Annotated in this window: 27 protein-coding genes; 19 read left to right on the forward strand and 8 right to left on the reverse strand. The window is 43.7% G+C overall.

Features of this window, described 5'->3' with window-relative positions; translation table 11 throughout:
• Positions 1 to 33: 33 nt before the first annotated feature.
• From LCY76_RS02820 to LCY76_RS02830, 3 genes are all read left to right on the forward strand, one after another.
• On the forward strand, positions 34 to 726 hold the full coding sequence (locus LCY76_RS02820; protein WP_248251374.1) for a pseudouridine synthase: 693 nt from the start codon (positions 34 to 36) through the stop codon (positions 724 to 726).
• A gap of 25 nt (positions 727 to 751) precedes the next feature.
• Complete coding sequence (locus LCY76_RS02825; RefSeq protein WP_248251375.1) at positions 752 to 1,621, forward strand: SPL family radical SAM protein; 870 nt, start codon at positions 752 to 754, stop codon at positions 1,619 to 1,621.
• 189 nt (positions 1,622 to 1,810) lie between these two features.
• Positions 1,811 to 2,752, forward strand: a complete 942-nt coding sequence (locus LCY76_RS02830) for a transporter substrate-binding domain-containing protein (RefSeq protein WP_248251376.1) — start codon at positions 1,811 to 1,813, stop codon at positions 2,750 to 2,752.
• A gap of 236 nt (positions 2,753 to 2,988) precedes the next feature.
• Here LCY76_RS02830 and LCY76_RS02835 read toward each other — a convergent pair whose 3' ends face one another.
• Together LCY76_RS02835 and LCY76_RS02840 are read right to left on the reverse strand one after the other, a co-directional pair.
• Entirely contained in the window at positions 2,989 to 3,783 is a 795-nt protein-coding gene (locus LCY76_RS02835) for a peptidoglycan-binding protein (RefSeq protein ID WP_272885551.1), read from the reverse strand.
• A gap of 254 nt (positions 3,784 to 4,037) precedes the next feature.
• The gene (locus LCY76_RS02840; protein ID WP_248251377.1) at positions 4,038 to 4,571 is read right to left on the reverse strand and encodes a GNAT family N-acetyltransferase; all 534 of its coding nucleotides are present in this window, start codon (positions 4,569 to 4,571) and stop codon (positions 4,038 to 4,040) included.
• Positions 4,572 to 4,783: 212 nt separating this feature from the next.
• On the opposite strand from LCY76_RS02840, the gene LCY76_RS02845 reads away from it, so the two are divergent.
• The 12 genes from LCY76_RS02845 to LCY76_RS02900 all read left to right on the forward strand — a co-directional run bounded on the left by LCY76_RS02845 (position 4,784) and on the right by LCY76_RS02900 (position 16,276).
• Complete coding sequence (locus LCY76_RS02845) at positions 4,784 to 5,446, forward strand: 5-bromo-4-chloroindolyl phosphate hydrolysis family protein (RefSeq protein WP_248251378.1); 663 nt, start codon at positions 4,784 to 4,786, stop codon at positions 5,444 to 5,446.
• Positions 5,436 to 6,614 carry a toxic anion resistance protein gene (locus tag LCY76_RS02850; RefSeq protein WP_248251379.1) on the forward strand — a complete coding sequence of 393 codons (1,179 nt, stop codon included), beginning with the start codon at positions 5,436 to 5,438 and terminating at the stop codon, positions 6,612 to 6,614. Before LCY76_RS02845 ends, LCY76_RS02850 begins: the two co-directional genes overlap by 11 nt.
• Positions 6,615 to 6,992: 378 nt before the next feature.
• Positions 6,993 to 7,946 (forward strand): heme-dependent oxidative N-demethylase family protein, encoded by a 954-nt coding sequence (locus LCY76_RS02855; protein ID WP_248251380.1) that lies wholly within the window; start codon positions 6,993 to 6,995, stop codon positions 7,944 to 7,946.
• Positions 7,943 to 8,404, forward strand: a complete 462-nt coding sequence (locus tag LCY76_RS02860) for a hypothetical protein (RefSeq protein WP_248251381.1) — start codon at positions 7,943 to 7,945, stop codon at positions 8,402 to 8,404. Before LCY76_RS02855 ends, LCY76_RS02860 begins: the two co-directional genes overlap by 4 nt.
• Positions 8,405 to 8,420: 16 nt before the next feature.
• Complete coding sequence (locus tag LCY76_RS02865) at positions 8,421 to 9,386, forward strand: PDR/VanB family oxidoreductase (protein WP_248251382.1); 966 nt, start codon at positions 8,421 to 8,423, stop codon at positions 9,384 to 9,386.
• A gap of 20 nt (positions 9,387 to 9,406) precedes the next feature.
• Positions 9,407 to 9,589, forward strand: a complete 183-nt coding sequence (locus LCY76_RS02870; RefSeq protein WP_248251383.1) for a hypothetical protein — start codon at positions 9,407 to 9,409, stop codon at positions 9,587 to 9,589.
• A 210-nt stretch (positions 9,590 to 9,799) separates the two neighbouring features.
• Positions 9,800 to 11,854 (forward strand): BglG family transcription antiterminator, encoded by a 2,055-nt coding sequence (locus LCY76_RS02875; protein WP_248251384.1) that lies wholly within the window; start codon positions 9,800 to 9,802, stop codon positions 11,852 to 11,854.
• A 20-nt stretch (positions 11,855 to 11,874) separates the two neighbouring features.
• Entirely contained in the window at positions 11,875 to 12,156 is a 282-nt protein-coding gene (locus LCY76_RS02880) for a PTS sugar transporter subunit IIB (RefSeq protein WP_248251385.1), read from the forward strand.
• Between the two features lie 21 nt (positions 12,157 to 12,177).
• Complete coding sequence (gene ulaA, locus LCY76_RS02885; protein WP_248251386.1) at positions 12,178 to 13,548, forward strand: PTS ascorbate transporter subunit IIC; 1,371 nt, start codon at positions 12,178 to 12,180, stop codon at positions 13,546 to 13,548.
• A 27-nt stretch (positions 13,549 to 13,575) separates the two neighbouring features.
• Positions 13,576 to 14,427, forward strand: coding sequence for a transketolase (locus tag LCY76_RS02890; RefSeq protein ID WP_248251387.1), 852 nt, complete (start codon positions 13,576 to 13,578; stop codon positions 14,425 to 14,427).
• Positions 14,424 to 15,386: a transketolase family protein gene (locus LCY76_RS02895; RefSeq protein WP_248251388.1), complete on the forward strand. Its 963-nt coding sequence runs from the start codon at positions 14,424 to 14,426 to the stop codon at positions 15,384 to 15,386. The genes LCY76_RS02890 and LCY76_RS02895 overlap by 4 nt, the downstream gene beginning before the upstream one ends.
• Before the next feature lie 287 nt (positions 15,387 to 15,673).
• Positions 15,674 to 16,276, forward strand: coding sequence for a YiiX/YebB-like N1pC/P60 family cysteine hydrolase (locus LCY76_RS02900; RefSeq protein WP_248251389.1), 603 nt, complete (start codon positions 15,674 to 15,676; stop codon positions 16,274 to 16,276).
• Positions 16,277 to 16,319: 43 nt separating this feature from the next.
• Here LCY76_RS02900 and LCY76_RS02905 read toward each other — a convergent pair whose 3' ends face one another.
• Positions 16,320 to 18,470 (reverse strand): SH3 domain-containing protein, encoded by a 2,151-nt coding sequence (locus LCY76_RS02905; RefSeq protein ID WP_248251390.1) that lies wholly within the window; start codon positions 18,468 to 18,470, stop codon positions 16,320 to 16,322.
• A gap of 257 nt (positions 18,471 to 18,727) precedes the next feature.
• Here LCY76_RS02905 and LCY76_RS02910 point away from each other — a divergent pair, with 257 nt between their 5' ends.
• Positions 18,728 to 20,287, forward strand: a complete 1,560-nt coding sequence (locus LCY76_RS02910) for a fatty acid--CoA ligase (protein ID WP_248251391.1) — start codon at positions 18,728 to 18,730, stop codon at positions 20,285 to 20,287.
• A gap of 40 nt (positions 20,288 to 20,327) precedes the next feature.
• On the opposite strand, the gene LCY76_RS02915 is transcribed toward LCY76_RS02910, so the two are convergent.
• From LCY76_RS02915 to LCY76_RS02935, 5 genes are all read right to left on the reverse strand, one after another.
• Positions 20,328 to 20,792: a CBS domain-containing protein gene (locus LCY76_RS02915; protein WP_248251392.1), complete on the reverse strand. Its 465-nt coding sequence runs from the start codon at positions 20,790 to 20,792 to the stop codon at positions 20,328 to 20,330.
• Between the two features lie 82 nt (positions 20,793 to 20,874).
• Positions 20,875 to 21,273 carry a hypothetical protein gene (locus LCY76_RS02920; protein WP_248251393.1) on the reverse strand — a complete coding sequence of 133 codons (399 nt, stop codon included), beginning with the start codon at positions 21,271 to 21,273 and terminating at the stop codon, positions 20,875 to 20,877.
• 11 nt (positions 21,274 to 21,284) lie between these two features.
• Positions 21,285 to 21,812, reverse strand: coding sequence for an NAD(P)H-dependent oxidoreductase (locus LCY76_RS02925; RefSeq protein ID WP_062238815.1), 528 nt, complete (start codon positions 21,810 to 21,812; stop codon positions 21,285 to 21,287).
• A 34-nt stretch (positions 21,813 to 21,846) separates the two neighbouring features.
• A complete protein-coding gene (locus LCY76_RS02930; RefSeq protein ID WP_248251394.1) occupies positions 21,847 to 23,469 on the reverse strand; it encodes a DHA2 family efflux MFS transporter permease subunit in 1,623 nt (540 codons plus the stop codon).
• Between the two features lie 43 nt (positions 23,470 to 23,512).
• Positions 23,513 to 24,151, reverse strand: coding sequence for a biotin/lipoyl-containing protein (locus LCY76_RS02935; protein ID WP_053355820.1), 639 nt, complete (start codon positions 24,149 to 24,151; stop codon positions 23,513 to 23,515).
• Positions 24,152 to 24,385: 234 nt separating this feature from the next.
• Between LCY76_RS02935 and LCY76_RS02940 the strand changes: the two genes are divergently transcribed.
• From LCY76_RS02940 to pssA, 3 genes are all read left to right on the forward strand, one after another.
• Positions 24,386 to 24,835, forward strand: a complete 450-nt coding sequence (locus LCY76_RS02940) for a MarR family winged helix-turn-helix transcriptional regulator (RefSeq protein ID WP_248251395.1) — start codon at positions 24,386 to 24,388, stop codon at positions 24,833 to 24,835.
• Positions 24,836 to 24,890: 55 nt separating this feature from the next.
• Positions 24,891 to 25,310: a MarR family winged helix-turn-helix transcriptional regulator gene (locus LCY76_RS02945; RefSeq protein ID WP_053355818.1), complete on the forward strand. Its 420-nt coding sequence runs from the start codon at positions 24,891 to 24,893 to the stop codon at positions 25,308 to 25,310.
• Between the two features lie 104 nt (positions 25,311 to 25,414).
• A complete protein-coding gene (gene pssA / locus LCY76_RS02950) occupies positions 25,415 to 26,122 on the forward strand; it encodes a CDP-diacylglycerol--serine O-phosphatidyltransferase (protein ID WP_248251396.1) in 708 nt (235 codons plus the stop codon).
• Positions 26,123 to 26,421 lie beyond the last annotated feature (299 nt).

The raw sequence follows: 26,421 nt of genomic DNA on the forward strand, positions 1-26,421 counted from the left end.
ATGGCGGGCATATTAACAGAAAGTGAGCAGACCATGAGAATCAATAAATACATTAGTCAAACAGGGGCTATATCCAGACGCGAAACGGACAGGCTTCTGAAAGCGGGAAGGATTACCGTCAATGGAGCAGTATGTGAAGCGGGCCAATTGGTGAGTCCGGACGACATCGTGCTGATTGATGGGAAACCTATTGAAATTAAGGTACACTCGATATACATTGCATTGAATAAACCGGCCGGAATCACGTGCACGGCCGCTCCGCATATTGAAGGAAATATCATAGACTTTGTAAGTTACCATGAACGGATTTTCCCGGTCGGCCGTTTGGACAAGGCTTCAGAGGGTTTAATTTTGATGACGAATGACGGGGAACTGGCAAATGCCATCTCCCATTCTGATCGCGGACACGAGAAGGAATACTTAGTAACACTTGATAAGACTTACAGCAAAGAATTTATCGAAAGTATGAGGAAGGGAGTTCAGATTCCTGAAGCTATGACAAAGCCCTGTGTGGTCAAACCAGTAAGCGATGATGAGTTCCGTATCATTCTTACGCAGGGACTGAACCGCCAAATCCGCAGAATGTGCCGGGCGTTTGGCTATACGGTCACGAAGCTCGAACGGATTCGGATCATGAATATTGAACTCGGTGAACTTCCCAGAGGCGAATGGCGTGAATTAACGGCTGAAGAAGTTGGAACGCTTAAAGGCTTGCTCGGGATGTAACCTGAAACGGAAGGAGAAATACAGGATGAAGGCACAGCTGAAGGACATCATATCTAAAAGCATCTTAACACCAGGGGTAGGTCAGCTCGATGATTTTTCTCATTCGCTGAATCCCTATGCTGGCTGTACCTTCGCCTGCTCCTATTGTTACGTGAGACAGCTGCCGATTTCTCTTTACCGTGACGAAGAATGGGGCACATGGGTCGATATTAAGAGCAATGCTGCAGAACTGCTCAGGCGTGATCTTTTAAAGGCGAGAAAAAAGGGTCCGGTTACGATCTTCATGGCTTCTTCCACCGATCCGTATCAGCCGCTGGAGCACGAGACAAAGCTGACACGCAGCTTGCTGGAGGTCATGCTCGAAACCCCGCCGGATTTTCTCCATCTCCAAACACGCTCGCCCTTAGTGGTACGCGATATCGACTTATTAAAAAAGTTTGGGGATAAAGTCAGGGTGTCGATGACAATCGAAACCGACAAGGAAGATATCCGTAAAGCCTTCGCCCCAACCGCTCCGCCTATTCCGGCCCGCATGAAAGCGTTGAGGGAAATAAAGAATGCCGGCATCACGACGCAGGCCAGCCTTTCACCGCTGCTCCCATGTTCGAGGGAATTTCCGCAAAAGCTTCGTCCGGTTGCTGACCGGGTAACGATCGATGATTTTTGGATGGGTGACGGCAGCGGCGGAAAGCGCACCGAACGTCTTGGCATCTATGAAATCTACAAAAAGACCGGCATGGAAAAGTGGTACAATCCAAACACCCATAAAGTGGTTTTGAACATGATGAAAGAGCAGATCGGCGATGAGGTTGAAGTGATGCTTTCAAAAGACGGCTTTACACCGGTTGATCCGAAACGGGAACCAGGCATCGGAGAGAACTTGACATTTTTTTAATTGTGAAAGACTGGTCGGACAGACCGGTCTTTTTTTTATGAGGATGTTCGCCGCTTTCGGGCTTTCAGTGACACTAGGACTTTCCTATCCAGACTAACGAACCTATTTTATGTAATTTTCAGAAAATATATGTACTTACCATCCTGCTCTATGAATAATGGATGTATCTCATAGAATGGAGGAAGGCATATGCGAAAGACAACAGTACTTAAGTGGATGGTTGTTTTAAGTTTTTTAGCTGGAATCATTTTTGGCGGAATGAATTTTTCATCGGCCACGAAAGACTCTGGTGATGTGGAATGGAACGGCAGCCAGCTGAGCACGCTGGAGGTCAATGGCAAACCCTATGTGCCGGCGGACGAACTGGCCAAGGCTTCAGGAAGTGAACTGCATAAAAAGCGAAATCATTATACGGTATCCTCAAGGCTTGACCGTATTATGAAAAAGGGTGTAATCCGGGTAGGCACCACTGGGGACTATAAGCCGTTTACCTTTTACAATACAGACACAAAAAAATTTGAAGGCTACGATATCGAGGCTGCAGAATTAATGGCCAAGGACCTGGGAGTGAAGGTCAAATTTGTAAAAACCTCCTGGCCCACACTGATGAATGACTTGCTCGATGACAAGTTTGATATGGCGGTAGGCGGAATCAGCCGCAATACGGAACGCCAAAAGACGGCTCAATTAACCCGTCCTTATATGAATGAAGGAAAGGCACCCTTAATACGTGCAGTGGATAAGGAAAAGTACACGAGTCTTCAAGCGATTGACCAGCCGAATGTTACGATTGGCGTAAATCCCGGGGGAACGAATCAAAAGTTTGTGGATGCCAATATTAAGCACGCGAAAGTGATAGTCGTTGAAAATAATTTAGAGATTCCACACATGGTCGCAGAGGGAAAAGTAGACGTCATGATTACGGACAGTACCGAGGCGATGTACTATGCGAGCAGGGATCAAAGACTTTACGCTGCCCTTACTGATAACACCTTTACGAAAAGCCAAAAAGGATACCTGATCCCTAGAGGCGATTCAGTCTTTGAAAACTGGGTCAACCTCTGGATGGATGAAATGGAGCTCCAAGGTGAGTTTAACCGGTTAAAGGACAAATATATCTACAACAAATAGCTAAAAAAGAATGTAAAAGGAGGCCCAAGGAGACTTTTGGCCTCCTTTTTATGTGATACAGGCAGAGTTCAGGGAGAATTTTAAGAAATACGCGCCAATCTCGGCGAAATACGATCCGATCTCCGCGAAATACGTGCCAATCTCCACAAAATACGCGCCAATCTCATAACAGCCAAATAGGCACAAAAATAATCCTGGGTATCCAAACGGATATCCCAGGATTATCATTTAAACGATTATTTCTCATAAACTGTTACTTTTACGTCTTTACGGCCCCAATTGATTGCATCACCATGGTCTGGAATGAACACATCGATCATCTTGCCGTTGATTCCGCCGCCAGTGTCTGCAGCGATAGCTGTGCCGTAGCCTTCAACCACTACTTTTGAACCAAGCGGAATAACATCTGGATCCACTGCAACTACTTTGCCGTCATTGTATTTTTGCAGATCAATGCCCATTCTTGTTTTGCCGGAACAGCCGTCACAATCTGCAGTATAGGCAGAGCTGTTTACCGTGAAGCTTCGTGTGGAGTAGGAAGGGCTCTTTTGGCGAAGCTTTGAGAATGTCTTAGGTCCTGCGATGCCGTCAGCTGTGATGCCCTGGTCTTTTTGAAATGAAGCCACAGCCGAAACGGTGCTGTCACCGTAAATGCCATCAACCTTTGAATCGTATGTATTCCATGCTTTCAATAAACGCTGTAATTCAATAACGGGTTTTCCCATATCACCGCTGTGTAATACTTTAATTTTACTGATGGTCGCTGATCCTGCGATACCATCAACCTTCAAACGAGACTGCTCTTGAAAACGTTCAACTGCGCCTTTCGTGATCGGACCATAGTAGCCAGTCGCCGTATGATATGGAAAAACACCCTTTGTCATCAAGTATTCCTGCAATTGTTTCACGTCACTGTTGCTTGAGCCTGTAGAAAGCATTTGGCTGCCTAGAGCGGCGCTGCTGTGTCCAGGAAAAAACAAGCCAGTACAGAGGACTGCCATCATCAGCAATCCCATTAGTTTTTTCAACATTATGAATTCCCCTTAAAATTTTTGATTCGTGTAAACCCTTTAGTTTTTTCGCTAAGAAATGACAAAATAGGGGGAAATTTTGAATAAACGCTTCTATTTTCCTATGAACCTTACAAGAAAAGCCAATCGGCTGTTTGCGGCATTTTCCAGCGGGGTATTACTCGAATAAGAGAGAATATAAAGAAAACTGACCCAAAATTGGATCAGTGAATTACCAGATAAGATAGATTTTGGATAAGTACTTAAACAGACGTTTAAAACAATAATCCCATGACCACAGTAGAGTAATAGACTCCGTTAAAATACGTGTCGTTTCGAATCAAACCTTCCACTTCAAAACCGAGTTTTTTGTAAAGAGCGATAGCCCGGTGATTGTCTTCTCGGGTCACTAAGCTGATTCTCCTGGTGATTCGGTTATGCTTAGCCCATTCAATCAGTTCAGTCATCATTCTTTCTCCAAGACCCATCCCTGTATGGGTTTGAGAAATAACAATTTCCAGCATACCGTCATGTTTTGTTCTTGCTTTTTGGGACGAGTTAATTGTGGCGATGCTTATGATAGCGTCTCCTATGGTGGCAAGCAGCATGATGGAGTTTTCTTCTGCAGCCACGTTTTCTATATACGTCTCATATTCGCCGGCATTTCTGGTAAACTCGTTTCCGCCAAAAGAGAGAAAATCAGTCTCACCGCCGACCACATTATAAAAATCGATGATGTTCTGCGCATCAGCCGGAACAGCCTCACGAATCAACACTTTATTGCCATCCTTCATTAAAAAATCTTTCATTGTACACCTCCATTATTATTTCGGTGCCTGGCACCGCGAATGGATCAATCTACGTCTTAAGTCTTAGTCAGTTTACGTTTACGGGGCTATAGAGATGTTCAACATAATCATGTAAGGTAGAGATAGAGAAAAGTAAATTTTTTCTAAAAGTGAAACTCAAGCTTGTTCTCTTCGTAGTATTAGAAAAGACATGATGTCAGGAGTCGATTTACATGAACTGGTTTTTAGCCTTATTCGTCAAGGTGTTCAGTGCGATCAATACAATGGTCATCGTCTGGCTGCTGTCCTTCTTTGCCTTCGATCAGTCTTTCTTGCTCTCGAGCGGTTTTGCGGCCGGGGGAGCGGTGATCGGCTATACGATGACAGCGATGCTCTGGAATTACCGCATGCTGAGAAAATATAAGCTGACTCGCAGCGAATTTAAATATATCAAGAAAAATTTAAATGAAGCAAAGCCAAAGATTTACAGGCTGCAGAAATCGTTGTTTTCCATTCGCGACATTCCAACCTTGAAGCAGAGGATGGAGCTGACGAAAATCACAAGAAAAATATACAGCATGACGAAAAAGGAGCCAAGGCGTTTTTTCCAAGCAGAACGTTTTTACTTTTCTCATTTGGATTCTGCCGTCGAGCTGACGGAAAAATATGCATTCTTATCAGGACAGCCCAAGAAAAACTGGGAGATTCAGGATTCTCTTTCGGAAACAAGAAGGACGTTGAAGGAACTTACCGAATACATTGAAGAGGACCTTTACCATATGATCTCGGATGATGTGGATCAGCTGAAATTCGAGCTGGATGTGGCCAAGCATTCTATAAAAACCTTGAAAGATTCAAAATTAGAAACGAAAGCAGGAGATTATAATGAGCGATAATACGTCCCCTCTCTATAATCATGATGATAAATTGGATATTATGAATGATTTGCTCTCCGATCCGTTCGGAGGCGATGAAAACGTTCAGGAGCTGAAGACAGAAGAACAAGTAAAGCAGAAGAGGCTGATTGATGTTCTGCCAGAGGAAAACAAGGCAAAAGCCTACCAGCTGGCCGAACAGATCGATCCGAAGAATCACCAGGCGATGATTACATACGGAACGCCAGCACAGTCAAAATTACTGTCTTTCTCCAACACGATGCTGGATCAGGTGAAAAAGCAGGATGTCGGACAGGTCGGAGAAATCATACATGACTTGATGAAAAAGCTCAGCCATGTAAATCCTGATGAGCTGCAGTCGAACAAGCCGTCCTTGATTGGCCGCATGTTCGGCAAGATTTCCGGTTCTGTTCAAGAGGTGCTTTCCAAGTATCAAAAGACTGGCTCACAGATTGACCGGATCAGCGTCAAACTCGACAGCAGCAAGAATGTGCTGCTCGCCGACATTGTCATGCTTGAAAAATTGTATGAGCACAACAAAGAATATTTTCAGGCGTTGAACGTCTATATCGCTGCAGGTGAACTGAAGCTTGAGGAATTAAACGGAAAAATCATTCCGGCGCTCCGTAAAGAGGCCGAAGCAACGAACGATCAGATGAAGTATCAGGAAGTCAACGATATGGTGCAGTTTGCCGACCGGCTGGACAAGCGCCTTCACGATTTAAAATTGAGCCGGGAAATCACCATTCAAAGCGCACCGCAGATCCGTTTGATTCAAAACACGAATCAGGCGCTCGTAGAAAAGATCCAGTCCTCCATCATGACTGCCATTCCGCTTTGGAAAAACCAAGTGGCGATCGCACTTACCTTGCTTCGCCAACGAAGTGCGGTAGAGGCACAGAAGCAGGTCTCCAAAACGACAAATGAGCTTTTATTGAAAAACGCCGAGATGCTTAAAGCAAATACAATTGAAACGGCGAAGGAAAATGAGCGAGGATTGATTGATATTGAAACGCTGAAGAAGACGCAGGAAAACTTGCTGACTACCCTGGAGGAGACTTTGCGCATCCAGGAGGAAGGCCGCCATAAACGCCGTTTGGCCGAGAACGAACTCGCTCAGATGGAAACAGGGTTGAGGCAGAAACTGCTTGAGATTAAGGGGCAATAACGGATTAAAAGGCTGTACCACACGAGGTGGTGCGGTCTTTTTTAATGTTCATTCATCTTTGGGGAATCCCCTTTTTATCCATGGAATATAACAGGTATAGGATAGATACTAACGAGTGGAACACCTAATCTCTTTTTTGATTCCAAAAGCAATGTCTTTTTTAAAGGCTGTTTTCGTAGCCTTTGCTTCCTGGGAACTGACGCCGTTGTTTCAAGAGAAGCCATGGTATCCATTGTCGATCCGGATTCCAGCACAACTATCACGACAAGCCAGGCAAAAGCCCACAAAGGTGTGGTCTTTTGCAATTCACTCTTCAGTTTTTCCACACTTTTCTATAAAATAAAAAGAAAGAATATTCTGTTAAGTGAGGAGGGTAATATGCTGAAGCGTGAACTGAATTCTTTTCCTTATCCGTTTAAGGGCGATCAATACCGTTATTCCAACAACTCGGTCTCTATGACTCGGCCATCCGGTATAGAAATTACTCCACAGTATACAGAAGAGGTCCAACTAAAGCGGGACCTGCTAACCCATCATCCTGAACGCTGCTTTCAATCCCTTCCTCACACGTTAAAGAGCCAGTGGGAGATCGTAGACCTGGTAACTGAAAACCTCGTAACCTATTACCCCGATCAGTTTGCGCTTCAAAAAAACGGGGATCACTGGACGTTTGTAAATAAGATCCTTGGAGAGACCTCTCGTTTTACCTATGGCGATGAAACGACGATGCCGTGTGAGCCTTTAGACTTTATCGGCAGGCATGTACAGGAAGATCTCATTTTCATGAAGGAGAGGGATGGGGATCTGTATTTGGATGCGGGGCAGCTCTGCTTTCCAGCCAACTGGTCGCTGGCGTTTAACCTTGGAATGGAATTTAAAGAGATCCATCGCCCGATTCCAGGGTTTAAAGAGGAAGGGCTGGACGGCCGCATTTTGCGTTTTTTAAAGAGGCTGGAGGCTGGAGCCCCTTGGGAACGGCTGAATTGGTCTTTAATGGCGGGGAACAAGCTCGATACGTCATTGGAAACGTTTCATGAATGGGGGAAAGAAAGAAAGAATGTAACAGAAGAAAATGCAGGCGAGCTCGTTCATTTGCGAGTGGAAGTCCAGAAGCTTTTTCGATTGCCGCAAAGCAACGGAATTTTGTTCACGATTCATACACATGTATTGGCCATGGAAGACTTTACTGTCAACAAAGTCTGGCTTCGGCAATTTTATCGAATTATAAAAGAACTCCCGGAACATATTGCGGATTATAAAGGAATCTCCCTCTATAAAAAGCAGCTTCTGGCCTATCTGGAAGAGAAGCTAAAAAGCAGGAAACCTTCATGAGATTTGTGCCAGGTAAGCGAAAATACCTTGTTTCCGGAGATACATATGGAATCAGATTGCTGCAGCCAATCACCCAAAAAATCATGGAACAAAAAAAACCTTTTGAACGAATGGAGCTCACAGATGAGGTGAAGGTCCGAAGCTGGCTGAGCCAACAGAAAATGGGATGCTACCTTTATGTTTCGGCAGCATGGCCAGAGATTGAGAGACTTAAAAACATCACCGAAGAAATCGGCTTCCTCTCTGAGGAAGAGGTGCAATTCATCGGACACGGTGAGCGGGTCATTCAGGTGTTCTGCTGCCGCTGCCACGGACTGACTGAGCTGAAGGTGACCCATTCTGAGACACTTCAGGATGGGATAGAGATCACATGCTGCCAATGCGCCTTACTTCTTTCAGTAAGTGATCATTATTCATCATTAAGAAATGCGTATTTAGGCTATGTAGCCAAACTTTAATTGGAGATGAACGGTGATGCTGCAAGAAAACATGCTTCCTGTTACGGTAACAGCTATCCATAAAGAAACTCTCAAAGTGAAGCGTTTTGAGCTGGCTTCGCTTGACGGCCGGCCGCTTCCGCCATATAGCGGAGGTTCGCATATCGGTATTTTTATAGAAACAGAGAAAGGAGCAATACATCGCCACTATTCTTTAACCGGACATACACGCAAAAAAGGACATTATGAGATTGCTGTGGCGCTTAACGAGGATTCAAAAGGCGGCTCCACTTTTATGCACCATGGAGTAATAGAAGGAGACAGTCTGCACATCAGTTACCCGAAAAATCATTTTCCTTTGAGCTTTAAAGCAAAGCGTCATGTGTTTTATGCTGCAGGGATTGGAATTACTCCCTTTTTAAGCATGATGGAAGAATTGAGAGGGAAAAATGTTCCCTTCATATTGCACTATACCGCCAGGACCAAAGGCACCTGCCCGTTTTATTCTTTCCTGAAAAAAACTTATCCTGAACAGTGCCGCTTCTATTTTTCCCGTGAACCGTTGGTAGAAAGGCTGACTACAGATACTCTCGCTCAACATCCAATCGGTACGCATGTGTACTTTTGCGGACCGGGTTCTTTTATTACTGAATTCACTGATGCAGCAGCAAAATTAGGCTATCCATCTTCCAGTGTTCATGTGGAACGGTTTACCCCACCAAAACCAAGCGTTCGAAACGCTTTTCAAGTAAGACTGAAAAATGGATCCACCGTGCAGGTAGCTGAAGATCAGACCTTGCTCGAAGCTCTTCTTGACCATGGAATCGATACTCCGTATTCTTGCCGGTCAGGACGCTGTGGTACGTGTGAGATCAAAGTTAAAAAGGGGGAGGTTGATCATTGCGACTCTTTTCTGACAGAAGAGGAGAAGGGTACGAATGATACAATCTTAGTATGTGTATCGAGGGCAAAATCACGTGAGCTGGTGTTAGAGATCGAGTAGCAAAAAGGAGGGGAATTCGAGTGGCTGTTTTCGGAATCAGTTTAGGCGTGATCGTCATGAAATTCCTTGATTATTGGCTCTATAAAGATGAAGCGAAACGGTACGATTGGTTTAAAAAGTTGACGAACGCTCAAAAACTGCTTGTTGCTCTGGCTTTTATTATGATTCTCCTTTTCCTTAACTTACTATTTGAGAAACTATAGAAGTAATCTAGACAATTAATAAGCCTGTATCCTAATAATGGATCCAGGTTTATTTTATTTACTTTAGTTTTACAGCCTTTTAAAATGCTTGTAATCGACATAATCCTATCTCGTCACAATTTTGTAAGTTGAATATAACACTTTTTGTAATCAATAAGTATCCAATATGTAAGCGCTTTAAAATATGATTGAAACAGGAGGGATGATGACGTGCAACTGGAAGAACGGCCGGCCTTATTGTTAAACCAGCTTTCTGCACTAAATAAACCAACAATGTCACAGCTCATGGATCAGACAAATTTGACCAAGCGGCAGATAACGTATGATCTTGAAAAAATTAATGAATGGCTGAAGGATCGGAGTCTTCCTTCTATTGCTTATAAACGAAGAACATGGATTGAGGTTCCGGATCGGGTAATTGATTATGCGGGCACAAAGTTAACGGGAGAGTCTTTTATATTTACGGAAGAAGAAAGGCTTTATTCCATTTTCCTATTCTTATTTATCAGAAAAGAGTATATCTCGTCAGCCCACCTTATGTCTCTCCTAAAGGTAAGTAAAAACACAGTGATAGCTGATGTGAAAAAGGCCAATGAAATGATTAGTCCGTTTCTTGTTAAAATACATTACACAAGGGAACGGGGATACCACTTAAAAGGAACCGAGCTTGATAAAAGGGTTCTATTAATGAATCATTTAACAAAACTTTTTCAGAAGCCGTCAGGGAAAAAAATAATTGATTATCTTGTGAAAAAAGCAGGTTATGAACTTAGAGCTGATTATATGATCACTCTTCTTCAGTCCCTTGAAAGGGATTCTAATCTCCAATTTGTGGAAGAACGGCTGCACCAGTTTGCTCATTTTCTTCAGTTCTATTATATCCGGCTTCTGGAAAAAAAGGTTGTCCGTCTTCATCCTGATGAAATTGAGATTCTGAAACAAGACCATTTAATAGAAACAGCTAAACAAATGATTCACCTTTTAGAGCTGGATACCGTTGAATCAGAAATTGCCTACCTTGTCATTCAGCTATTGGGCCTTTCGTTGGGGAATGCATCGGTTATCCAGGATGATTACGATCTGCTGCTGCGAATATGTGAAAGGCTTGTAACAGAATTTGAATCCAAGGCCTGTATTTCATTTGAAGAAAAGAATACAGTCGTGGAAACACTGTATCAGCACCTTAAACCAGCTTATTACCGGATGAAGTACCGAATACCCATTCATAATCCTTTGCTTGAACAGATCCGGGAAGAACATAAGGAGCTTTACACCATTGTAAAAGAACTGCTTGAACCCGTGGAAGTCCTTCTTAATATTTCAGTACCGGAAGAAGAAGTAGGGTTTATTACCATCCATTTTGGAGCTTTGCTTGAAAAACCAAAGCAAATTGCGGCTAGAAAAAAGAGAGCGTTGGTGGTTTGTCCAAGCGGAATCAGTTCTTCGCTGATGGTAAAGCATCAGCTCGAATCCCTGTTTTCAGAGATTACGATTGACCGTACTATGTCATTGCAAGAGTTTAAGCATTGCCAGCTCTCCAATTTTGATCTTATTTTCTCGACCGTACAGCTTCACACAAAGAAACGTTATTTTCTGGTGAAACCGATAATGACACCTGTTGAAAAAAGTACGCTTCTCAACGAGGTTTATCAGTTTTTATTTGGAACACAATACGAACCTGTCACAACAAAGGAAATACTCAAGATCATGGAAGGTTACGTTAATTTCATTGATAAGGACGGGTTGAAGCAGGCTTTAAGCCAATTCATGTTTCAAAAAAGGACCAACGTAAACAGGAGGAACAGACCAGTGCTAAGTGATTTGATTACAAGTGAAACCATTCAATTTGCTGAACAGCTTCCAGACTGGGAGGAAGCGATAAAAGAAGCAGCTCAGCCGCTGCTCTCGAAAGGGGCGATTGAGTCTTCATACATCGATGCCATGATAGAGAATGTATACACAATGGGGCCATATGTCATTTTGGGTCAGGAAATTGCAATACCCCATGCACGTCCGGAAATGGGAGTCAATCAGGTGGGTATGAGTTTTTTGAAGCTGGAGCATCCGGTTTACTTTTTAAACGATGACAAGCATCCAGTGTCCTTATTATTTTGTATAGCTGCGATCGATAATACGACCCATCTGCAGGCTCTATCACAGCTTACTAAGCTTTTGAGCAATAAAGACAATGTCAAACGATTGAAAACGATGAAGAGTGTTGAAGAAATCATGGAATTAATACAAGAGTATTCCAAAGCAGTTTAGTTGAAGGGGAGGCAGATGTAATGAGAATTTTAGCCATTTGCGGTTCAGGTTTAGGAAGCAGCTTTATTCTGGAAATGAACGTTCAGGAAATCATTAAAGAGCTCGGTGTGACAGGCGTGGAGGTAAGCCATTCTGATTTAAGTTCGGCCACCCCTGATATGGCAGATCTATTTATAGCTGCCAGGGATATCGCGGAAAGTGCCACCCACTTAGGAGAGGTTGTAGTTATTGACAGCATTATTGATATGGATGGAATCCGGGAGAAATTAAGAGAAGAGTTTACCAAAAAAGGAATGCTCTAGAGCATAAAGGGGGAACTGGAAATGGGTGAAAGATTTCTTAAATTGATGATGGACATTCTGAGTCAGCCTGCTGTTCTTGTTGCGTTAATTTCTTTTATAGGTCTGCTTCTTCAGAAAAAACCAGCGAGTGAAGTTGTAAAAGGAACAACAAAGTCTTTCCTTGGCTTTCTTGTTATTGCTGCAGGGGCCAATATCCTGGTTGGGGCACTGGATCCATTCGGAAAAATGTTTCAGGAAGCCTTTCATGTAAATGGGGTTGTTCCCAATAATGAAGCCATTGTAGCGATGGCACTGACAAAGTACGGATCGGCAACGGCCTTAATCATGTTTTTTGGGATGATTGCCAACATACTGGTGGCTAGATTTACTCGATTAAAGTATATCTTTCTGACAGGACATCACACGTTATACATGGCTTGCATGATTGCTATCATCTTAGTTGTTTCAGGATTAAAAGGAATAGGTCTGATTATTGTAGGTTCCATTGCCCTTGGTTTAACGATGGCAGTATTTCCGGCTATGACCCAGCCATTTATGCGGAAAATAGTAGGGAACGATAATGTAGGCTTTGGACACTTCTCGTCTCTTGGCTATATTCTTTCAGGATTGGTAGGGAAAGTAGTTGGAAAGGGATCTCGTTCTACTGAAAAAATCAACTTCCCTAAAGGCCTTGCTTTTCTTCGTGACAGTTCGGTTACTATTGCCCTAACGATGACGATTCTTTACTTGGTGATTGCGCTGTTTGCTGGCCCTTCATATGTTGAAAAAGAATTAAGTAATGGAACACATTACCTTGTCTTTGCTGTAATCCAGGCGGTAACCTTTGCTGCTGGGGTATTCGTCATCCTTTCGGGTGTTCGACTTGTACTGGCTGAAATTGTACCGGCATTTAAAGGGATTTCTACTAAACTGGTACCCAATTCCAAACCTGCGCTTGATTGTCCAATTGTATTTCCTTATGCACCTAATGCGGTATTGATTGGTTTCTTCTGCAGCTTTTTGGGTGGAATTGTTGGCATGGCGATATTGGGCTGGGCTGGTGCGGTAATCATATTGCCAGGAGTGGTACCTCATTTCTTCACAGGAGCTACAGCAGGTGTATTCGGTAATGCAACCGGCGGTATACGCGGGGCAACAATTGGCTCGTTTGCTAACGGCCTGCTCATTACATTCTTGCCTGTTTTTCTGCTTCCAGTACTGGGGGATCTCGGTTTTGCCAATACCACCTTCTCAGACAGCGATTTTGGCGGAACAGGAATCATACTAGGAAACGTGGCCGATTCATTCGGTGCAACGGGTGTTACGATCCTTGTGGCAGCTGTGTTAGTTATTGCCGTTCTCTTCGGTTTACGAAAAAAACCACAAAGTGAAAAGGAAGAGATTTCAGCTTGATGCTAGTACCAATATAGGAGGTTTTCTATGAGTCATGCAATTTCCGAAATTGAACAGCTTAGGGATGAAATTCGTTTAAAAACGTTAAAGGAACTCTATCATTTGGGCTTTGGCCATTATGGAGGAAGTTTGTCGATTGTTGAAACTCTGGCTGTGTTGTATGGTGGCGTCATGAAGATTGACCCTGCCAACCCCAGGTGGGAGGACCGGGATTATTTTATCCTATCTAAAGGCCACGGTGGTCCAGCTTATTATGCGGCATTAGCATTAAAGGGATTTTTCCCGGAAGAGGTGCTATACACTCTTAATCAGAACGGGACATCATTGCCTTCTCATCCTGACCGAAACCTTACACCGGGAGTGGATATGACAACAGGTTCTCTTGGCCAGGGGATTTCTGCAGCGGTTGGAGTGGCGCTTTCTCATAAGCTGTCAGGGAATTCTAATCGCACGTATTGCATTGTAGGTGACGGTGAATTAAATGAGGGGCAGTGCTGGGAGGCATTTCAGTTTGCTGCGCATCACAAATTGAACCACCTTTCTGTTTTTGTAGATGATAATAAAAAGCAGCTCGACGGATTAACAAAGGATATTATAGATCCAATCGATTTTGCTGAAAAGTTCAAGGCCTTTGGATTCTATACCCTTAAAGTAGACGGAAGCTCCATTCAGGAAATTTATGATGCTATTAAGCTTGGAAAGACACAAAATGAAAAACCGGTTGCCATTATATTAGATACGATAAAAGGTCAGGGTGTCCCATATCTTGAAACAAAGGCAGCCAATCACCACATCCGTCCGAATGCTGAGGATGAAGCGGCCATACTTGAAGCTATAGCAGAACTTGAGAGAAGGATGGAAAGGACGGTAACAGGATGATTGAATCAGCAGCTGCATCCTATGAAGTGGAAAATGTTGAAATGAGGCAGGCATATGCCAGCACTCTGCTTGAACTGGCAAAACAAAATCCAAACATCATTGCACTGGAAGCTGACCTCATGAGTTCCATTTCTACCAATAAAATTCAAGAGCAAATACCAAATCAGCTTATTAATTGTGGCATCATGGAAGCAAATATGATGGGGATAGCTGCCGGGCTGGCGTTGACTGGGAAAATTCCTTTTCTTCATACATTTGCTCAGTTTGCTACCCGCCGTGCTTTTGATCAGTTGTTTGTATCAGGGGGATATGCCAGGTTAAATTTAAAAATTTTAGGTTCGGATTCAGGAGTAACCGCGGAACATAATGGTGGAACACATATGGCTTTCGAAGATCTTGGTCTTCTTCGTCTCATCCCGAATGCAGTTGTATACGAAGCAAGTGACTCCACCATGCTGTCCTATTTACTCCGTAAAGTTTCCGGTGAATATGGTGTGCACTATATACGGACAATGCGGAAAGCAGCCGTGAGAATTTACAATTTTGGTGAGACATTTGAAGAGGGAAAAGGGAAGCTTCTTCGTGAAGGAGGAGATGCCACTATCATCGCTAGTGGAATTATGGTGGCTGAGGCTTTAAAGGCTGCTGATATCCTCCATGATAATGGAGTCCAGGCAACGGTTATCGATATGTATTCAATTAAGCCGATTGATAAAGAGTTAATTATAAAGTATGCAAAGAAAACAGGTGCAATCGTAACAGCAGAAAACCATAATGTAATAGGAGGACTGGGGAGTGCCGTTGCTGAAGTATTAAGCGAGCATTGTCCTGTGCCTTTGAGAAGGATTGGCGTCAAGGAACAGTTTGGCCAGGTAGGTAAAACGGAATATTTGAAGGAAGTATACAACCTGACGGCAAAGAATATTGTAGAATCTGTAAGAGAGTTGAAATCACAGTGAAAGCAAACCGAACAGGTTTGCTTTTTTTCTGTTGGTTCATGTTGTTGTTTTGGTAGGGTGTGATGGAACTGCCGTCTTATCATCGCCAGCTATCACCCCTTATTTTTGGAGAAAAAGACTTTAGGGCCTCTTTTAAGCATCAGTATGGGATGCCCAATAGGGTTGAAAATCGATTTAAGGAATTCTTACCATGTATAATTAATAAAAAGAGTTAATATATCCCATTCAAACAAAAGGTATTTATGGAATAATATGACTTGTGTTTATTGCCAAAGGAGGAGAATTCCATGAAATTCGTTAAGTCAATTTTGGTTTCAGCTTTATTATTTTCAATGTTTCTTGCTTATGGACCCAGTTCGGCAGAAGCTGCAAAAGTGAAAGGTTTTGATTACAAGCCTGGCGATGTACTAATCACCAAATCGTATAGTTCATACAAACTGGTAGGCCATGCTGGAATTGTGCTGCCTGACGGAAAGAATGTACTTTTTACAAGTACCAGCAACAACAAAAAGCCTTACGTTTGGAGTATCAGCAAATGGCTGGATCACTATGATACAACCAAGGTAGTCCGGCATAAGAGTACTGCTGTAGCAGGAAAAGCAGCGAAGAACGCTTATGATAATTACTGGAAAACAGGTGCCAAGTATAAAAACAGTACATACAAGGTTTCTACTGATCCTACAAATAGAAAATATCTTTATTGTTCTGAAATAGTTTGGCAGGCTTACTACTATGGAGCAGGTGTTGATTACCAAATGAAAATGTGGAATCAAGGGACTTCAAGGTACATTTATGTTAGGCCATCCATAGTAAAACCGTATTTTTATGTGGACACAGAATTACAAAAGCACAATGGATTTTCTACGGTGAAAAAAATCAACTGGAATTAAGAAAATAAGAAAAAGCAGACAACAAGTCTGCTTTTTCTTATTTTTATTTGCTGATGGTATTATAAGCAGGAATATCCAAAATAAGTTTATAGGATGAAAGCAGTTTGTAAAGATTGTACATCTGGGTCGTCTGTTTGGAGGCCCACCCGATATCGCTTGCATATTGATGAGTGGCTTTGCCTGTTAGTGACGCAGCTAACGGATTCCATCTCATTTTATAGAGCGTATCCTGTCCAGCCTGGATATAGCCATTGGATATAAATTGTGCTCCGCCAATAATGGCAGCATCGGGGGTAAACCATCCCTTATCATAAGCGTATTTTGCCCCCATGTTAATAGGATCGCTGTCAACCGCTCCAATTCCATACATATTGTAAACCATCTGGCCATTATAGAGGATTCCGTTTGCCAGCTTGGATGTACCGTTGCCAGTTTCAAGAAGTGCATGGGAGATCAGGTAGATTTCATTTACTCCATATGCTTTACCTGCCTCAATGAACGCATCTGCCTTTCCTGCAAGAATACCTTTGCCTGCAAGGATCCGATCATTGACTTCACTGTTAAGAACACTTGCACTTTGAGAGAGCTTTAAAAATTGTAAGGACTTTACCGTATCGCCCTTAAAATTGTTAACGTCCAAATAATATTTTACGTCATCAGGGCTCGCATTGACCCACTTGTTATTGTAGATCACTTGATACCAGTTGTAGCCGTCAGCGCCTTTCACGGTGTTAACGATCTGAAGGATGTCCCCGTTGCTGACATTGCCTACTGCCCAGTACTGGTCTCCGGCACCGCCTCTGACGCGCCAGCCGGTTCCATCAACAATTCCGGATGTACTGCTTGTCAGATCAAGTGCATCTTCGCGGATAAACGTATTGTACTTTTTATCGGTCAGAGGGTTTACCTTCATCTGAATGGCTACCATCTCATCCAATGTCTTTCCGTAGGCAGTATTTGTGATACCAGGTGTTGCTTCTACCTGATCCACCAGGTAAGAGGAGCTGACATAGCCGGTTTTTCCGCTTGCGGATACTTTGGCCCAGCCTTTGGTCTCTGAATGAACGGTAACTGGCGTGTTGTGTTTAAGAACGGCCATTACGGAATAGGTAGTGGCCGGGCCTGAACGCATGTTAAGGCTGGAGCCGACCTTCACAAACTTAATGATCGTCTTTGCTGGCTCAGCCGGTTTGCTGACTACCGGTTTTGTAGCAGAAAGGTAGCTTGTATTGACATATCCATCTTTGTTATTGGCCTTGATCTTGGCCCATCCTTTTGATTCGGAATAGACGGTAACTTCCAGGCCATTTACTAGTTTGGTGATGATGGCTGCATTTGCAGAAGGGCTTTTCCTAAGATTAAGTGTATCGGATGTTACCTTTACATATTTGGTTGTCGTCTTAGGGGCAGCAGGCTTGGGTGCACTAACCACCGGCTTTTTGGCAGAAAGGTACACGGAGCTGACATACCCGTTTTTGCCATTGGCTTTGATTTTGGCCCACCCTTTCGACTCGGTATATACCGTAACAGCCAAACCATTCTTTAGTTTCGTTACGGCCGTTGAACTGGCGGAGGCACTTTTTCTCAGCGTGAGAGTGTCTCCTGATTTCACCATAACATATTTCGTAACGGTTTTCGGTTTAGGTGCTGCAGTGGTGGCTGCTGGTTTGGAGGTGGACAAATAAGCCGAGCTGACGTAGCCGATTTTTCCGCTTGCTGCAATTTTAGACCAGCCTTTTGATTGGGAATAAAATGTAACCTTTGTTCCTTTTGCTAATTTGACGATGACCGTTGCACTGGATGAAGCGCTTTTGCGCATATTCAACGTGCCCTGGGTCACTTTTACATACTTAATGGCAGTTGTAGGTTTAGCGGCACTTATCGTGGTTTTGGTGGTTGAAGGCTTGGAAACCAGATATTTTGAACTGACATAGCCATACTTCCCGTTGTATTTGAGCCTAGCCCATCCTTTGCTTTCAGAATAGACGATTACTTTGTTGCCTTTTACGAGCTTGCCAATGACGGCTGACTTTGTCGTTGCGCTTTTACGCAAGTTCAGGCTTGAGCTTGCACTGACATTCACATACTTTGTTTTTAACTCCTGAGCGGACACGGGATTGGCATGTATACCCTGGTATAAAGCGGCTGTGGTTAGTACGGCAAAACAAAACCCCGGAATTGCTAGCTTTTTCATCTCAATCTCCTCTGCACATCATTCTAAAATCAAAACGTTTCACAATTGTTTGATTCATAGATGTGTATCGGCAAATGGTCTAAATTGTTTTATTACATTTAGTTAACAATTCGATAAAATAGTTCTATTTTAGTAGTTAAATAACAAGGGATTCTAATAGTTCTGGGGAAATAGTACCTAACAGGAAATAGGGGCTCTTACAACTTTTGTGATGGCATTGCTCGATTCTACTCTAAAAATAATGGGAGGAAGAATGAATGTATCCGACGATTGGAAGGTTATTTGAGCAGACGGTAAGAAAGTATCCAGGTAAAGAGGCGCTGGTCGATCTGTCCCGGAGCCAAAGATGGACGTACGGAGAATGGGATCAGTATGTCAACCGCACGGCACAGGCGTTTCTGGCAGCCGGGGTAAGGAAGGGGGATGTTGTTTCTGTTTTTATGTACAACACGAGTGAACTTGCGACGGTTTACTTCGCTTGTGCAAAAATAGGCGCGGTCATCAATCCCATCAACTTTCGGTTAAAGTCAGGTGAAGTCTCGTACATACTCAACGATTCCAAGCCTGTCCTTTTTATTTATGAAAAAGATCTGGAGCAGCAGGTGAAGGTTCTGTTTGATGAGTTTCCGCTCGTCTCCTTCTGGTCGGTCAGCGAGAAGGTTCCGGATCAGGCAGTCCGTTTTCACGATCGGGTTCAAGAAGCTCCAGCCCAGGCGCCGAATGTTGAGTTGGATGAAAACGACTTGTACGCCATCATGTATACGAGCGGAACGACCGGACAGCCGAAGGGCGTGATGCACCGCCACAGAGACATGATCGAGCAAAGTTTGACCTGCATGCAGGCGCTGCAGCTGAGGCCATCTGACAGAGGGCTGACGGCTGCTCCGATGTTCCACTGTGCTGAACTGCACTGTGCTTTTTTGCCGCGTGTTCATAATGGATGTACGACGGTAATCATGCACCATTTTGATGCAAAAAAAGTTCTTCAAACGATTCAGGACGAGAAAATTTCCGTCATGTTTGCCGCGCCTACCATGTGGAACATGATGCTGCAGGAAGATCTGTCGCAATACGAGACCTCTTCCATGAGATTTGGGCTTTATGGCGGGGCATCGATGGCACCGGTTCTCGTGCGGGCACTTGGTGATAAGCTGGGCATTAAGCTTGTACAAGCGTATGGCATGACAGAGATGGGACCTGCTATTGCCTTTTTGTTTGAAGACGAACAGGAGGCTAAAGCAGGTTCGGCGGGTAAAGCCTGCTTTAACCATGAAATTCGTGTCGTGCGTCCGGGAACTCAAGGGCCGTCTGATCCGGAAGACATTCTTCCGCCGGGAGAGGCTGGAGAGATCATCGTCAGGGGGCCGAGTATGATGAAAGGGTACTACAACCGGGAAGAGGCGACAGATCAAGCTGTACATAAAGGCTGGTACCATAGCGGGGATATCGGCTATATGGATGAGGAAGGATACCTTTTCGTTTCTGACCGGATGGACGATATGATCATCTGTGGTGGAGAAAACATCTACCCGCGTGAAGTGGAAGACCTTTTATACGAGCATGAATGGGTTCTTGATGTCGCTGTGCTGGGAGAGCCGGATGAAAAGTGGGGAGAGCGGGTGACGGCCATCATCGTGAAAAAAGCAGGAGAGCTGACCGAAGATGCGCTTGATGAATTCTGCAGAAACAGCCATAAGCTGGCAGACTATAAGCGGCCGAGAAAATTCATTTTTGTCGATGAAATGCCAAGAAACGCGAGCGGCAAGATCCAAAAATTCCTGCTGCGTGAAAAATATACAAATACACCGATAAAATAAAAAAAGCAGCCGATATGGCCGCTTTTTACACGATATTTTCTTAAAGCTGCTGAAGGAGGGCCTGCTGAATTCTTCGGATGACGTCTCCACGGCTGATGACACCGACTACACGGTTTTCCTTGTCGACAACCGGCAGCTTTTTAAAGTGATGCTTAGCCAGCAGATGCAGGGCTTTTTCCATTTCATCCTGCGGGGAAACCGTGATGAGTCCTGTCCGTTTGGCGATTTTCAATACCGATACTTCTCCCAATTCCTTGAGGTAGCTTTCAAGCTCTTGCTTTTCTTCATAAATGACGAAGGAGAAAAAGTCATAGATTTGACGTTCGCGCGGTTTGATGGATCGTAAAATATCACCATCCGATACCATGCCAAGCAGCTTTCCGTGTTCGTCGACGATTGGCACTCCGCCAATTCTTTCTTTAACAAGCAAACTCATGACGTCTTGAAGGGTATCACCAGGTTTGGCTGTCATTACATTTGAGATCATGAACTCATGTACCTTCATAAAAAGCACCTCTTATCGTATAGAGTAAAAAACGGGGTAGAGAAAAGCCATAGAAGTCATCATTCTATGGCTTTTACTCATGTTAGTTTTCACGTTTTTTGTTCATTGATTTTAAAGCGTTGCGGTAATCGTTATCTTTCATCGAATGCTTTTCCGGTTTTTCAGCAGGTGCTTCAGGCTTTGCTGAACTTAACCGGTGCAGTGCATTTCTATACTCCATGTCACCCATGGCATTTGGGGCTTTCTCGGGAATTCTTTCTTGTTCTGCTGGCGATGGTGGAGCCATATTCTCGTGATTTTCCTGGGCAGCGGCAGCTGTTTCTTCTTGTACAGGCTCCTGTATCGGTTCTTCCGCAACCGGAGACTGCATGTTTTCATCCGCTGTATTCGCCTTGCCTTTAGCGGCAAAAGCCCTCGTATTAATAACAATTAAGACTGCAATTAAAATCACGGCGACTACAATAAGTAATATGCCGATCATTTTTCCATCACCTACCGTTCTGTAAATTGCTGTGCAACAAGAGCTACACGCTCTCCCAATGCGCGTCCAAGAGCCTGGTCGTCCTCGGTAATGAGTTCATTCCCTTCAATTGGACAAGTTATTCCCACTCCGTAGTAAGATCCATACAGGGCGTTTTCCGGGACATTACCTGGAAGTCCTGCGATGATCATACCTTGGTGAAGCATTGGAGTAATAAGGTTAAGAAGAGTCGCTTCTAAACCGCCGTGAGTTGTAGCTGTTGTACAGAACACAGCCCCCACTTTGTTGATTAGTTTTCCTTCTGCCCATAGATAGCCAAGCTTGTCGATCCAGCTTTTTAGCCCTGAGCTGATGGTGCCGAAATGCCCTGGGCATCCCCAGATGATCGCATCCATCTTAGGAAGGGAGTAAACATCTGCTTCATCTACATGCTGCAGGTAGACATTTGCGCCGTTCACTTGCTGTGCTCCAGCTGCGATGGATTCGGCAAGTGCCTTTGTATGGCCGCCTTCACTATCGTAGACAATACATATATTCATGAAACATTCCTCCAGATTTTAATAGAGTAGGGTGTTAGGATACATTCTTTGGCGCTGGCAACAGCAGTACTTCCTCTTTCTGAGGTACTGGTGCAGCCGCTTCTCTAACCTTGTCTTTTCGGACATCACGGAGAAATAAGCTCAGTACGAGACCAATGGCGGAAATAACGGTTGCTATGATGAATGCATCGTTAATGCCGTTGATGCTGGACTGCTGGCTCGCTTTACCGAAAAGGATTTGAATGGCTTGCTGCTGGGCCTGTGATACAGGAAGATGAAGACTGACCGCTACCTTTTGAACAAAGTCATGGAATGAAGTCATAAAGAATGGATCGGCCGTACTCATGGCTCCTTCCATCTCATTCATATGGAACGTTGTTCGGTTCGTAAAGATGGTCGTGATCAAGCTGATACCGATCGAGCCTGATACTTGGCGAAGCGTGTTGGACATGGACGTACCATGGCTGCTCAAGTGCTTCGGCAGCTGGTTAAGGCCGGCTGTCATGATCGGCATCATCAAGAAGGACATCCCAAACATACGGAACATATAGAGAACCACGATGAATGTGTAAGGGGTATCCATTGTCAGTCTTGTAAAGAAATACGTCGTTATCGTTGTGAGCGCCATACCGAAAATGGCAAGTGGACGCGGCCCCAATTTATCAAACAGTGTACCTGAAACAGGTGACATAACCAGCATGATCAAAGCACCTGGCAGCAACAGCAGTCCGGAATCAAGCGGTGAATATCCCCGGATCGTCTGCAGATAGATCGGAAGCAGGAACATCCCGGAAAACAGACTGATCGTCAAAACGACGTTAATAACGCTTGCTAATGAAAAGATTCCATAGTTGAAAATCCGCATGTCGAGCAGCGGCTTTTCAATACGAAGCTGTCTGATGGTAAAAATCATGAGCAGGACAGCCCCTGCAATCATGGTTGAAAGAACAACCGTATCATCCCAGCCGTCATTTCCTGCTTCACTGAATCCATATAGAAGCAGCGACATACCGGCAAGAGACGTAAAGACGGAAAGGCCATCAACCTTAACCTTTTTCGGCGGCTGAATGTCTTTCAGGCTGAAAAAGGCAAAGATTAATACGATGACGCCCAGCGGTACCATTCCGGTAAAGAGAAGATGCCAGTCATAGTTTTGTACGACAAAGCCAGAAAGCGTAGGACCGACCGCCGGAGCAAACATCATGGCGAGACCAAAGATCCCCATCCCCTTACCCCGGATTTCCGGAGGGAATATAAAGATGATGATGGTCATGACAAGAGGTGCTAATACACCGCCGCCAACGGCCTGGATCAAACGCCCGACTAGCATGACAGGAAATCCCGTTGAAAGCCCGCAGATCAATGAACCTAGCGTAAAGCAGAACATGGCAAACAAAAAGAGGCGGCGGACCGCGAACCGTTCAATCAGAAAAGGCGATAGCGGAATGAGCGCACCATTGACCAGCATGTAGCCTGTCAATAACCACTGAGCTGTATTGGCAGAAACGCCGAATTCTGTGATCAAGTGGGGAATAGCCACGTTCAGCAGTGTCTGGTTCAGGATGGCAAGGAATAACCCGATCATGAGTATGACTAATAAAGGAATGTATCTTTTGATATCGTGTGAGCCTTGAGGCTGTTGAAATTCGCTTGACATTTATTCTTCCTCCTTTCTTAGGAAGTGCAGTTCTAATGATGGATTAGTTTTTAGAAATTTTTACTTCTGCGTTCATACCTGGCAATACTTTATCAGATGAGTTCGTGATTGAAATTTTAACAGGTACAGTTTGCGTTACTTTTGTGTAGTTGCCGTCATCGTTGGATTTAGGCATTAAAGAGAATAAAGAGTTAGTAGCAAAACCAATTTTTTCTACGTTTCCATCAAGAGTGGTTTCATCGTCACCATCTACAGTAACGTCAACTTGGTCACCCTCTTCGATATCTTTCAATTCATCTTCTTTAATGTTGGCGATCACGTATAGTTCATCCATGTTGACTTCACTTGCTAGTGTTTGGCCAGCTTGCACCATTTGGTCATTGTTGGCTTGTTTTTTAATGATGGTTCCATCGGCAGGAGTTGTGATGGACATGGATTTTTCAGCACCGGAAATTTTTCCGATTTTATCATCCTTTGTTACCTTCTTGCCTTCTTCCAAGTTCCAATCTGAAAGTTTCCCATCCGTTGGAGCAGTGATGTTGTGAAGCTCACCTGTTACCTTTGCATTGTCCGTCGAAACGTAGTTGTTGTTTTGGAAATAGTAATACGCTCCTCCTGCAATTAAAACGATTACTACGAGAAATGCGATGATGTTGGTCATGAGTAGACGACCTCTAGACATTTAGTTGCCCTCCTTAATTATTAATATTATTAACTGTAGGTCACAGCTAACTGTTAATGATTGATACCTTTGTGAAAGATTTACTTTTTAGAAAAGATACTTTATGATAAAGGTATTGTATAAATAAACACTTTACCACAAAAAGGTTGAAAGGCACAATAAAAATGAATTTTAAATTTTATTGGGTTAATGATACTATCATGATGCAATGCAATAACCCAAAGGGGATCAGTCATGGACCGACAATTACAAGCTCAGATCGAGCAGCTGGACCACATTAAGGATACGTTCTTTCAATTGCGAAGAGCGTTTATTGAAAATCAAATCAAGGAATTTCCATATAGTTTAACGGCTACCAAGTATGCGGTACTAAAGATGCTGTTTCAGAAACGCAGATGCATGGTTGTGGATATTTCGAACACGATGGGAATGACTTCCGGAGCCACAACGACACTCTTAAACCAGCTGGAGGAAGAACAGCTGATCTCTCGTACGCGGGATGAGAAGGATCGGAGAGTGGTCTGGATCGTATTATCGGAAACGGGTGAATCGCTGATTTCTGCTATTGTAGAAAAGCGAAATCACTTCTGGGCAGAGATGCTTGCAACACTGTCAAAGGAAGAGCAAGATGAATACATTCGTTTGTTAAAAAAAATAGAAGCTGGAATTAAAGCCAAAGTTTGATGTGTGCCAATCTATTGCATCATCATTTCCTGCGCTGCAAGCAAGGAGAATCGTTATGAAAAATAGAGAAACCCTCGTTAAGGATCTCGTGACAAACTATAGAAACCAAACAAAGAAAATCCGGGCATGTTTTCATCCTTTGCTAAAGGATTTTATTCCGCTGAACGAATATGCGGCACTAAAGGTTCTTCGCTGCCAAGGTGACCAGATGGTATCGGAAATCGCTGATCAGCTGCAAGTGACGAACAGCCATATTTCTGTAACGAGCGATAAGTTGATCAATCGCGGTCTGGTCACCCGTAAGCATAGTGAACAGGACCGCAGAATCGTTTATTTATCGATCACGCCAAAAGGAGAGCAGCTGGCGGATAAAATGGATGATGTGCTGCAGGATTTCTATGAAGAAACATTCAGTGAACTTTCAGAAGAAGAAATAGAAATGTTTATCAAGTTATTGAATAAAATAAAAATGTGAAGAAACACTTGGGAAAAAACCCCTATAAATAGGAAAAGCAATTGTAAATTTCCTAAAATGCATTAGTATTAAAGTGTATAGTTTACATACAAAGGACGTGCTCAATGAAAAAGCATATACCCAATCTGCTTACACTTGGAAATTTATATTGCGGCTTTTTTTCCATCGGCTATATTATAGATGGCGACAGCAAGAACGCCACGATCCTGATCTTTATTGCAATCATGCTTGATGCGGTTGACGGCAGGGTGGCAAGAATTCTTGGCGTAACCAATGAAATGGGGAAGGAACTGGATTCCCTTGCCGATGTCGTTTCTTTCGGTGTCGCACCTGCCTTTTTGGCCGCTCACACTTTCTTTGCAGACTTTCATTATATATACGGTGTGGCGATGTCCGGCATTTTCCCTGTGTTCGGTGCCTACCGTTTGGCCCGTTTCAACGTGACCGCTCAGGAAGAGTCGATGAAACACTTTACAGGGATCCCAATCACACTGGCTGGAGCGATCGTTACCTTTCTCGTGCTGTTTGTAAAAGTAATTCCGTTGGGGGTCTTCATCATCGCCTTTTACGGGCTGGCCGTTCTCATGGTCAGCACGATTAAAATACCAAGCTTCAAAAACATCAAACTGCCTAAAAACGGTGTGATCGTCACTCTGTTTTTGTTCTATATGTTCTACCTCTTAGCAAAAGCAAGGTTTGAAAAAGTGCCGGTGTTCTTCTATGTTGCACTGGCCATCTATATCCTGTTCATCATCATCCGGTTCATCCGTGTCAAAGAACCAAAGCTTCCAAGGTGGAAGCGGGGGAGATGATGTTGAGAGCGCCCATCCTTTATGGTGAAGGATGGGTGTTTTTTGTTGGCTGGAATCGAATGTGTAGCGAAATGAATGTGTCAAAACATGTCGATTTGCGTCGCGTATAAACGGTTCGAGAATAAGTTGGTCTGTTTCGAGAATAAATCAGTCCATTTCAAGAATAAAGAAGACAAACCATGAGGTCAAAAACACTTAATTTTGTCGAAAACTTGTTGTTGACCGCATTGGTCAATGAGAATATACTGTGATTGACCGAACTGGTCAACAACAGAGCTTAAACGTAATCAAAACATGAA

Source organism: Fictibacillus marinisediminis (assembly GCF_023149135.1).
In the GTDB taxonomy this organism is placed as follows: domain Bacteria; phylum Bacillota; class Bacilli; order Bacillales; family Fictibacillaceae; genus Fictibacillus_C; species Fictibacillus_C marinisediminis.